Origin of the sequence: Paenibacillus lacisoli (assembly GCF_030580655.1) — a bacterium.
Taxonomy (GTDB): Bacteria; Bacillota; Bacilli; order Paenibacillales; family Paenibacillaceae; genus Paenibacillus; species Paenibacillus lacisoli.
On the sequence record NZ_JAUQTB010000014.1, the window covers coordinates 77,311 to 87,594 of the forward strand.

Consider the following 10,284-nt stretch of genomic DNA (forward strand, 5'->3'; position numbering starts at 1 on the left):
CCTTATTCAGCATTTAAAACTTGATCGTGTTACTCTTGCGGTTGGATCTGTCCGGCCAGACTATCATTCAGCTGCCCGATCAGCTGTTCAAGAGGCTGATCCAGCATGGACTGCAGACGCAGATCGTAATGCTCGAATGCCAGATTTGCTGTGACCGGATTCGGTACGATAACACAGGACAGACCGGCTGCCTTGGCTGCTTTGAGACCATTCAGGGAATCCTCGAAAGCCAGCGCCTCATGCGGTTCTACTCCGAGAGCAGCAACAACCTGGACGTACAGCTCCGGGTCCGGCTTCACAAGCTCTACATCGTCACTGGTTCTGATTTGTTCAAAATAATCAAGCAGTCCCAGACGCTGCAGGAAGCGCTCAATCCATTCCCGGTTTGAACTGGTGGCCAATCCGATCTTCAGGCCTTGCTGCCGGGCCGATTCCAGATATTCGCGGACGCCTTCCCGTTCCTGCAGCTCGGCGACTTCAGTCTTATGTATCTCATAGGCTTTCTGTGCAATTTCGCGATAAATGCCAGGCTGCTCCAGCACGGACTCGATATGATCCTGAAGCGTAGAGCCATGAGTCCCAATCCCCTGGCTGAACACGTCCATCCCCAGCTCCATGTTATATTCCAGCAGCACCTGGCTAAAGGCTCTGAACCAGGCTGTCTCCGTATCCAGAATCAGTCCATCGAAATCAAAAACAACTGCTTTAATCATACTCCTAATCTCCCTTTTCATTCTATTTCTACATGGTTTGTCTTAATCGTCTTCCATCTTCATGCCCGGAATGACGCCGTCTGCGGCGCTTCATCATACGCTGATACGTCCAGATGGTGAAAGCCAGCCAGCATCCGCTCACAAAATAACCGCCCAGCACATCGCTCGGATAATGGACCCCCAGATAAATTCGGCTGATCCCGATCATCAGGATAAACAGGGCCCCCGCCAGAATGACCCCCATCCGTCCCAGACGGGAAGGTACATGCTTCCATACCAGAAAGATAAGCGCCCCATACAGACTGAAGGCTGCCATAGAATGGCCGCTGGGAAAGCTGTAGCCGCCGGCTTCTACCATACGGTTAATCGTTGGACGCGCCCGCTCGAATATAGCTTTTAGAATCAGGTTCAGCAGAAGTGAGCCGATGACTACAGCTCCCATGAATATGAGCTCCTTGCGGTGACGCAGGAACACATAGAGGAAGCTCATGGCCAGAATGGTGATCAGCACGACGGGCAGACCACCGCCGATGAACGTAAAGAATTTCATGACCGCTGTCGATGTCGGGGAATCCAGGAAGCTCACCCAGCGAATCACGGTCATATCAAAATTGTGGATTCTGGAGTCGCTCACCCATAAGGCGATGAGGCCAAAGCCTGCGGCGCACAGAATACAAGCAGCTAATGCTGACGAGATCGTTAACTTCACTTTATGCTGCATGCTCTGTGGGTCCTTTGAATCTGGAGCATTCGAAGTATTTTTCATGCTGCTGTCTACCTCCGGGTTCAATTTACGGGTTGTATTCGGGTTCTTTTAATGTCTACCCTTGATCGGGAGTGTTCAATCGATAGCTTTTCAATTCAATGAAATCATCGAGCCCGAGCACGTCCTACAAAGAACGGAGCATATATTGAATCCGCCGGGACCGCTTGAATCAGCTCGGCATGGCTGTCCATCATCTTCGCCAGGAGTTCCTGGTTGCGGTTCCATTCTTTAGGCAGCAGCTTGTCTGGCAGCATAGGGTCCTTGAGAAACAAGTCGCTGACAACCTCACCCAGCTGCAGATACAGCATGAACATGTCGGCAGCCGGAGCCTTGTCCAGCTGCATCATGTTCTGGAACTGCGGCAGGAAGTGATGCTGATACCACTGCTCCGAAGCGCGATAGACAACATCCAGCTGATCCAGCTCCCAGATTCGTTCCGCCTGCCCAGGCGTAACCCGGCCCAGTTCCATCGTACCCTGCAAATAGCTAACATAACCTGAGAGTTCAAGTTTGTCCACACATTCGCTGACCTCCTTCCGCCGATCCCACGGACTGATATAGACACCGTTATAAAGGATGCCAAAACCGTACTGCTGAATTTCATTGCGGAACAAATCCCGCTTCCTGCGCTCCTGCTCAGGCACGCTCAGCAGCACGACATGCCACTGCTCATCCCATTGCTGTCCATACCGGCGCGGCTTGTCGTTAACGAGGGTTATGAAGGACCGCCCCTGCTCCGTGATGCAATAGACCGAACGTGAGGGCGAGTCCACAAAACCTTCTTTCTTCAGCCTGGACAGGGTATTTCGTAGATAAGTAGGGGCATAACCCCGTTTCTCGTAAATGGTCAGCAGTTCACGGGTCTGCATCGATTTTACGCAGGACAACAGGAACAGCATCTGTTTCTCGACTGATAACACAACGGTTAACCCCCTGCTTGACATTAGCTTGTGTATAATATATTTTATTTTTGTACGTTCGTATGATTAGTTGGTATAAAAAATAAACGATCTACTCTATTTTAAGGAGGAGTTCTCAGGCATGCAAATTATTTATCATAGTCATTCCACCATTCAATTGATCAGCGGTGATCACTCTCTGATCATTGACCCTTTTATTAGCGGAAACCCGCAGTCCAAGACAAAGGTTGAAGATATTCGTACGGACGCTGTTCTGCTGACTCATGCTCATGCCGATCATATCCTGGATGCCGTACCGATCGCCAAGGCCAATCAGGTACCGATTGTAGCTAACCCGGAATTAGCCGCTTACCTGACCTGGCAGGGTGCCGAGAATACCGTAGGTATGAATATTGGCGGTACGTTCGATCTGGGATTTGCCAAAGTGAAGATGATCCAGGCCTTCCACAGCTCCGGGATTATTGATGAAGAGAAACAGGTGATCCACTACGGCGGTATGCCGGCGGGTTATATCATTGAAATGGATGGTAAAACCATTCTTCATGCCGGCGATACCGGGCTGTTCGGCGATATGAAGCTGATAGGTGAACGTCATTTGATCGATGTGGCTTTCGTACCGATTGGCGACCATTTCACGATGGGACCTGAAGATGCGCTCCAGGCCGCAGAATGGTTCAATGCGAAGCTGACGGTGCCGGTGCACTACAATTCCTTCCCGGTGATCCATCAGGATGGCGACCGCTTCGTTCAGCAGCTGGAAAGCAAGGGACTGAAGGGCCGGAAGCTGGAGCTTGGAGATACACTCGAGCTGTAAAGTTTGTTTTTGCCCCTGCTTCTTCCTGACTCTGTCTCTGTCTCTGTCTCTGTCTTGAGGATAACTCGGTTCAGGGCTTTTTATCCGGAAACCGCCTATAATCAAAAGGGTACCTCTGCCGCATCCGGCAGGAGTACCCTTTTTTTGCCTGTTGACTAATCACAGCTGCAGCAGCCATACGACAACCGGGCCGATCACTGAACCCAGAATAGCGCTCATTGTCATGGATACAGAGCCCATCGATACAGTCAGTTCACCAAATTCAACAGCTTTGGACAAACCGAGCGCATGTGAGGCGCTGCCAAGCGCGATGCCTTTGCCGAGCAGGCTGTCGATCCGCATCATCCGCAGAATAGACGGGCCCAGAATCGCACCCGTGAAACCGGCCACCATCACGAAGACGACCGTCATCGCGGATACCCCGCCTAGGCCTGCCGAGATTTGGATGGCTACCGGGGTCGTAATGGACTTGGGCAGAATGGAAAGAATCAGATTACGGTCCAGCCCTGCCAGCTTCGCGAGCAGAACACCGCTGAGCATCCCCATAATCAGACCGGAGAGAACCCCAGCCGCAATCGGCAGCGCATACTCACGCAGCGCCTTTCGCTGGTTGTACAGCGGATAAGCCAAGGCAACGACACACGGTCCCAGCAAGGCGTTAATCCATTTGCCTCCGATCATATAATCCGAATACGGAACATGGAACAGCACCAGCACAACGATAATAGCAACGCTGGTCGTCAGAATGGGCATCAGGAAAGGAACCGAGTATCGGCGGTACAGCTGAACAGCCCCCAGATAAGCGAAAACCGTCAGCCCAATTATAAGGACGGCGATGATGAATTGCCACACGGTTGTTCTTCCTTCTTTCGTTTGAGACTGCGGTTCTCCAGCCACTGGCTGGCATGACCGGCGGTAGTTAGTGTAATTACCGTGCTGAGAATCAAAATGAAGAGCAGAATAGCGCCGGTTACGGACAGTAACGAGGAATAATTCATAACTCCTACTGTAGCCGGGATGAAGAACAGCGGCAGCATTCCCAGCAGAAAGCCTGCTCCCTGCCCAATCCAGCTAACCTTCACCAGCCTGCATGACAGTCCTGCCAGCAGAAGCAGCAGCCCGATGATACTTCCAGGTATCGGCAGGTCAAGCCAGTCCTGCAGCAAGGTCCCTACCCAGGCAAAGAGATACAGAATAGCGATTTGAAACGCAGTGCGCAGCCATTTTAGCAGCATAATAAAGGTAACACTTCCTCCCTGTAACGAGCCAGCATTCGATATGGTCAAATTCCATGATGCCAGATGCCATTCCATGTCATATACTTGTATAGTACAATTAAATGAAAAGCTGTTTGTATTATACATCCATGTGCTGTAAAGTCAAGCGCAGTACGGCTTCCAGTATGGATTCAGGAGGAGAAGACATGGATATAATCGAGAACATTGAATATGAGCTGACCACCTTTATCCGCCGTGCCGTCTCCATGGACAGCTCGGACAAACGTATTGGCAGCCTGGAGCGTGCTCCCTATCTGCTGCTGAGACAGCTGGAAGAATACGGACCTGCACGGATCCGTACGCTGGCCGATGAATTTAAGCTGGATATCTCCACCTTGAGCCGGCAGACGGCTCTACTTGAATCCAGGGGCTGGATCGAGCGGACACCGGATCCGGACGACCGGCGGGCCAGCCTGCTGCAGATCAGTCCTGCAGGACGTGATATGTTATTCTCCGATCAACGCAAGCGAATCCGGCGGTATCAGGAAATGCTGGCTGAATGGACACCAGAGGAGCGCGAAGTATTTGCCCGCCTGCTGAGCCGGTTAAGCGGCTCGCTATTTCCATAATTAAAAGGCATGGAGACGTCCGACGCGGGTCTCCATGCCTTTTATGCTTTGGTATTGCGGTGAGGCAGACAGGTTTTCGTTATTGAATCGAAGTTTCTTCAAGAATGCGCTTCGCAGCCCGCTCTCCATCCGCGATGCAATCCGGAATGCCGACGCCATAGTAGGAGCAGCCTGCCAGCAGCACCTTCGGGAATTGTTCCTCCATCGTCCGCTCCAGCGATTTCACCAGCTGCGGATGCTGCAGATGATAATTTGGCATGCTGTCCATCCACTTGGTCACATTGTGCATAACCGGCTTTGCCGTGATCCCCAGGCTCCGGCGAACATCGTCGAGGGCAACGTCCAGCAGCTGGTTTTCGTCCATTCGTACCAGCTCTTCATAATGTGCCCCGGAGCTTTTATAGAAAAGACGCACCAGCAGCCGATTATTCGCTGACGTGTGTGCCCATTTGCGGCTCGTCCAGGTACAGGCATTGCACTTCAAGTCACTGTCTTTGCCGACAATAAAGCCCGTTCCGTCCTCAGGAAGCTGCTCGTCCGGCACGTCGAATGCCGCATAGATACTGATCAGGGAACGGTTAGACAACCGATCGAAGTCCTTGTCGAGGGCTGCATGCTGCAGCATGGCCTGTGCGGCCTGATGCGGTACAGCCAGGACCACATAATCGGCATACAGCTTTTCATCATCGGATGTCGTAATTTCATATCCTTCCAGTCCGTGTCTTACCCGACGAACCTTGGTGCCTTTTCGCAGACGCACCCCCTCCAGCTTCCGCTCCATGGTGCCGATCAGCTCGGACATACCGGTATCAAAAGAAATGAACTTCTTACTTCCGCCGCTCAAAAACTTCTGTTTATGCTCGCCCAGTCCCTTCATCAGGCTGCCGTACTCGTTTTTGTATTGGAGAAGATACGGAAACGTGGAGGCAATGGTCAGATCATCCAGTTCTCCCGAATAGACACCGGAGACCACGGGTTCAATCTGCTTGCGCACCAGCTCAGCTCCAAGGAAGTATTCCAGAAAGGATCCTAGAGAATCCTGTTCCGTAAACGTCTCATTGGGGGTATAGAAATCCTTTAGTGCCTCTACCTTGCCTTCCGCTGATACCAGCTCACTCGTTGCCAGCGACTCTAGACTAAGCGGAATGCCGAACAGGGACTCCTCTGGAATTTTCTTCAATCCTTCTTCCGTATAGATAAAAGAGCGTCCTGTGGCATTATAGACAACCTCGGTGTTAAGACCGAGTTCCTCTAGCAGGGGGGCCACATTACTCTTGCGGGCAACAATCGAATCGGCTCCTGTCTCCATGATGAATTCCCCGTCCTTGACCGTACGGATTTTGCCGCCGAGCTCCTGACCCGCTTCAATTAAAGTCAGCTCCATCTCCTGCTCTGCTTGTGCCGCATACTTCTGCAGTGTATATACAGCCGACAGGCCGGTAATCCCCCCGCCGATTACAACTATTTTCTTCACCCTTTACACCCCAATCGTGTACTCTTTGTAGAATTTACCCACAGTATATCATAAGGTTGCGAATGATTTCACAACCTCCTGTGACTGATTGATGGCTAACGATCCCGCTGGCCCGAATCAGCAAAAAAAGATAGCCCGCAGCGGGCTATCTTTCATTCAACCTTACGAAGCCAAAAACCTAGCGTACAACCACTTGGTTTTTCCCTTGGTTTTTGGCTTCGTATAAGGCTTTGCGTGCTCTTACAATCAGATCATCCGGGTGCAGCGTGGAGGATGGAATAATGACGGTCACGCCCACACTGACAGTAACCACTTCGTCGGAAACCGATTGATCCCTCTGAATGTGCAGGGCCATCACGCCCTGTCGTATTTCCTCGGCCAATGCCAGGGCTTGTTCGACATTACTGCCGCTCAGCTTCATCATGAACGTGGCACCGCTGGCGCGTGTAATTGCAGCTTGATACTGCTGTGCCATGACGTAGAGAACATCCGCTACATACTGCAGACAGAGATCTCCACCCTGCAGGCCATGAATTTTGTTGTACTGCCGGAAGTCATCAATATCAATGATGAACAGGGAGATCGGTTTCTCCTCCAGCAGACAAGCATTCCAGTCCTGCAGCAGTTCTCTCTCGAATACCATCTGGTTTGGCATATCCGTTAAAGAGTCGGTGGTCACGTAATTCTGCAGCTTGTCCGTCATGTGCGTAAATACTTCCTCCTCTTCCGAAGAGGCTGCCTTACGACCGATGGCCATTATGGACGGCTTTCCCTGGTAAATGACAGATGCCAACGTAAACTCCAGCTGGACGGTACGGTTATCCGGCAGTACAAAATCTGCGCTGCAGGAGAGCAGCATCAACTCCCCATTCATTCGGTCTAACTGCTCTTTAATATCTGCTCTCGACGCTGTCTGCACATAGTCCAGGATTGGACGGCCGATCATATTCTTCGGATCTTTCTCCCCAATGAGCTCAGCCGCCTGGGCATTGCAGTAGACGATCGTATCCTTGGTCAGCGTGAAAAAGGCAACCGGCGAAATATCCATCAACTGCAGATACCGCTGCTCATTTTGCCGTAGAATCCGGGCATTCAGCAGTGCCTGCTCCTCAACCTGCTGCAGCTGTGCTTCTGTCTCGGCACGTACGATGGTCTTCAGCTCGGTTAATGCATTCAGCTCATAATCCTTCCATGGGTAGGAGGTCGATTGAACGACTTGTCTCCACTTCTCGAACGATTTACGCGGAGACAGCCGGACGCCATCATCATCCTGAATGACGACCTTGGAAGGATCGCCCGCCCAGTCAACAATCTGCAGAACTTCAGGCCGGAACCACATAATGTAATGATTATGCCCAGGCGACAGCGCAAGGTATAGAACCCCAGAGGCCTTCTCTTTGTAGGCTCTGGCTGGCTCGAATTCAAGGCTCAGCTTGGAGGTGTGGTAGTTATAGTCATTGGACTTACGTGCCAGCCAGCCAGCCAGCTCGCGAATCTGTTGTACTTCCGGGGTATCCCCGAATCTCATCAGTTTATCCCGGTAGCTGACAACCGCTCCACTGGCATTCATGAGATCAAGCAGCAGCTGCTCCTGATCCTGAAGCTGAGACTGGATGCGTACCGAGCTGTGATTCCCTACAAAAATACTCGCCAGTCTTGATGCTGACGTCTTGAGCTGCAATTCGGCCTGGTAGTCGTCCAGCTGCTGTCTCTGATACAGCTCACTTGAGAAAAAGGCGCCCAAAAAATTACAAAGATTCCGGATTCGATGCGGCACATACTTCGGAGAATAATGGTGGCAGGTAATTAACCCCCATAGTTCATTATCATGAATGAGCGAAATGGTCGTCGTTGCACCCACGCCCATATTATGCAGATATTCAATATGCAGCGGCGATACGCTGCGCAGCACAGACAAGCTGAGATTCAGGGGACGACCTGTCAGCGGCTGGGTAGTGGGAATAATCTCAACTGGTGTATAGTTCACATCCACAATGGTGCGCAGCCAGTTGCGCAGATACAGCGCACGGGCCTGTTTGGGGATATCTGACGCGGGATAATGGTGCCCCAGGAAGGGCTCAAGTTCCGCTTCCCTGGCTTCAGCGATGACTTTTCCGTTCCACTGTTCATCAAATTCATAGATCATCACCCGGTCGTAGCCGAGCATTTCCTTGATCTGTTCAGCCGCTGCCTGGCTGGCTTCCACTCGGCTGCTTGTTTGCTTAAGTCTGCCAAAGAAAGTACGGATCCAGCCAAAATCGCTGTCCGACATCTCCCGTTCTTCCCGCAGCGGTTCAATTTCAAGAATCAATAATCCTTCACTCTCATGGACGATGCCAAAAAAATCGGCTTCTTGGCCATGAGCCTTTATTTTAAGATCAACATATTCAAGGTCTGCCGTAGCAGATGCTGTCAGATCCCTTTGAAGCATCTGCGCAAGCTGCGCCGATCCGATCAGATCTGCCAGCGGTGTATGAAGCAGCTTCTCAGCCGCAATCCCCAGAATCTGATCGGTATTCCGGCTGCACTGCACGATAGTATTCCCTTCATTCAGGGTAGCAGCAAGCAAAATACCATGGGGCTGTATCATCCCAGGGATATGAATAGGTTCTTTTTCACAGTTGGTTAAATCCACATCTTCTCTGGCTACGTAGTCTCCCTCCGTCAGCAAAGTACGGTTTAGAAGTTCATTCTCATGGTGTCCTTTGGATTCAGACATGTTCCTTTGGCCTCCCGTTTTCTTCGGTTCATGCATCTACTTTTGCTGCATCTCCGATTATGCGTTCAGCCACTCGTCAAGCAGACGGAACGTTTCTTTGGCCGCATCAACGGCGGCTTCTTCTTCTTCCACAGTCACGCACTTGCTTAACACCAGCTCACGGAATTCACCCCAGCGATCACGGGTTTGTTCTCCATAGCCGTTAAAATATTGAATTCCCTGTTCAGCAGTCAAAGGCATAAACTTCATCAGCTGTCTGGTAATAATCTGTCCGCCTAGTGTGGACCCTTCCATAACATAAAAGCAGCCCAAAAGACGGGCTGGTATTGACATATCCGGTAGGCTGCCGCATTCCGGGAGCTGTTGAATCTGTTCTTCCGTTAGCCCCAGGTACCGTAAATCCTGTTCCAGCAGCGGCGTCTTGGCACGAATGTCCAGGTCCATTCCGCTCTCTGAGGCCGCCTGAGCGGCAGCCTTTGCCTCCAGCGGCTTCATAAAACCATGAAACTTCTCGAGGTAGATCCTGTAATCTTCCTGGGTTATATCCTGACTCATAATTCCCTTGGCATACCGGTTGCGTTCCACCTGATCATGGTACGGAGCCGTCTCATCCCTCAAACGTTCCATTATACTTGTGGTCATTTTCGTGTTCCCCCTATGTTCTTATCATTTCACAGTAACAAACTAATAATTTACACGCAAGTTTTATGAAATTCAGTCTGCAAAGACGGGTATCGTCTCAACTGTTCATATAGGCTGTACATAAATATATCTTATACAATTTTTGGGTATAATGATTTGTTAACCATATTACTTAAATTTAAATTAATTATTCCAAATATACAATCATAAATTATAAGCGATACTATAGGATCACTTACCCGTAATTATGATCTTTGAGCCGGTTGGATATATACAAAAAACCACTGTCGATCACTCAACAGTGGTTTTCATATGCTTGGCAACGTCCTACTCTCCCAGGACCCTGCGGTCCAAGTACCATCGGCGCTGGAGGGCTTAACGGTCGTGTTC

10 protein-coding genes and 1 rRNA gene are annotated in these 10,284 nt (G+C 50.8%); 2 read left to right on the top strand and 9 right to left on the bottom strand.

Annotated elements, in window-relative coordinates:
• Positions 1-29: 29 nt before the first annotated feature.
• From Q5741_RS18085 to Q5741_RS18095, 3 genes are all read right to left on the bottom strand, one after another.
• A complete protein-coding gene (locus tag Q5741_RS18085; protein WP_305025536.1) occupies positions 30-710 on the bottom strand; it encodes an HAD family hydrolase in 681 nt (226 codons plus the stop codon).
• Positions 711-741: 31 nt separating this feature from the next.
• Positions 742-1,479: a phosphatase PAP2 family protein gene (locus Q5741_RS18090; RefSeq protein ID WP_305025518.1), complete on the bottom strand. Its 738-nt coding sequence runs from the start codon at positions 1,477-1,479 to the stop codon at positions 742-744.
• Between the two features lie 104 nt (positions 1,480-1,583).
• Positions 1,584-2,399, bottom strand: a complete 816-nt coding sequence (locus tag Q5741_RS18095; RefSeq protein ID WP_305025519.1) for a PaaX family transcriptional regulator C-terminal domain-containing protein — start codon at positions 2,397-2,399, stop codon at positions 1,584-1,586.
• A 121-nt stretch (positions 2,400-2,520) separates the two neighbouring features.
• On the opposite strand from Q5741_RS18095, the gene Q5741_RS18100 reads away from it, so the two are divergent.
• Positions 2,521-3,213 carry a metal-dependent hydrolase gene (locus tag Q5741_RS18100; RefSeq protein WP_305025520.1) on the top strand — a complete coding sequence of 231 codons (693 nt, stop codon included), beginning with the start codon at positions 2,521-2,523 and terminating at the stop codon, positions 3,211-3,213.
• Between the two features lie 159 nt (positions 3,214-3,372).
• On the opposite strand, the gene Q5741_RS18105 is transcribed toward Q5741_RS18100, so the two are convergent.
• Both Q5741_RS18105 and Q5741_RS18110 read right to left on the bottom strand, forming a co-directional pair.
• Positions 3,373-4,065: an LrgB family protein gene (locus Q5741_RS18105; protein ID WP_305025521.1), complete on the bottom strand. Its 693-nt coding sequence runs from the start codon at positions 4,063-4,065 to the stop codon at positions 3,373-3,375.
• Positions 4,035-4,526 (bottom strand): CidA/LrgA family holin-like protein, encoded by a 492-nt coding sequence (locus Q5741_RS18110; protein ID WP_305025522.1) that lies wholly within the window; start codon positions 4,524-4,526, stop codon positions 4,035-4,037. Before Q5741_RS18110 ends, Q5741_RS18105 begins: the two co-directional genes overlap by 31 nt.
• A gap of 110 nt (positions 4,527-4,636) precedes the next feature.
• Between Q5741_RS18110 and Q5741_RS18115 the strand changes: the two genes are divergently transcribed.
• Positions 4,637-5,059 (top strand): MarR family winged helix-turn-helix transcriptional regulator, encoded by a 423-nt coding sequence (locus Q5741_RS18115; RefSeq protein WP_305025523.1) that lies wholly within the window; start codon positions 4,637-4,639, stop codon positions 5,057-5,059.
• A 79-nt stretch (positions 5,060-5,138) separates the two neighbouring features.
• Here the strand turns inward: Q5741_RS18115 and hemG are convergent, their stop codons facing one another.
• The 4 genes from hemG to rrf all read right to left on the bottom strand — a co-directional run.
• Positions 5,139-6,533: a protoporphyrinogen oxidase gene (hemG, locus tag Q5741_RS18120; RefSeq protein ID WP_305025524.1), complete on the bottom strand. Its 1,395-nt coding sequence runs from the start codon at positions 6,531-6,533 to the stop codon at positions 5,139-5,141.
• A gap of 178 nt (positions 6,534-6,711) precedes the next feature.
• Positions 6,712-9,252 (bottom strand): diguanylate cyclase domain-containing protein, encoded by a 2,541-nt coding sequence (locus tag Q5741_RS18125; protein WP_305025525.1) that lies wholly within the window; start codon positions 9,250-9,252, stop codon positions 6,712-6,714.
• A gap of 57 nt (positions 9,253-9,309) precedes the next feature.
• Complete coding sequence (locus tag Q5741_RS18130) at positions 9,310-9,894, bottom strand: biliverdin-producing heme oxygenase (protein WP_305025526.1); 585 nt, start codon at positions 9,892-9,894, stop codon at positions 9,310-9,312.
• 314 nt (positions 9,895-10,208) lie between these two features.
• Positions 10,209-10,284, bottom strand: a 5S ribosomal RNA gene (gene rrf, locus Q5741_RS21745); the annotation flags it as partial.

Bases quoted from the DNA above. Each gene is read 5' to 3' on its own strand.
- Q5741_RS18090 (WP_305025518.1), bottom strand. From the start codon at position 1,479: ATGAAAAATACTTCGAATGCTCCAGATTCAAAGGACCCACAGAGCATG.
- Q5741_RS18100 (WP_305025520.1), top strand. From the start codon at position 2,521: ATGCAAATTATTTATCATAGTCATTCCACCATTCAATTGATCAGCGGT.
- Q5741_RS18110 (WP_305025522.1), bottom strand. From the start codon at position 4,526: ATGGAATGGCATCTGGCATCATGGAATTTGACCATATCGAATGCTGGC.
- Q5741_RS18115 (WP_305025523.1), top strand. From the start codon at position 4,637: ATGGATATAATCGAGAACATTGAATATGAGCTGACCACCTTTATCCGC.
- Q5741_RS18125 (WP_305025525.1), bottom strand. From the start codon at position 9,252: ATGTCTGAATCCAAAGGACACCATGAGAATGAACTTCTAAACCGTACT.
- Q5741_RS18130 (WP_305025526.1), bottom strand. From the start codon at position 9,894: ATGACCACAAGTATAATGGAACGTTTGAGGGATGAGACGGCTCCGTAC.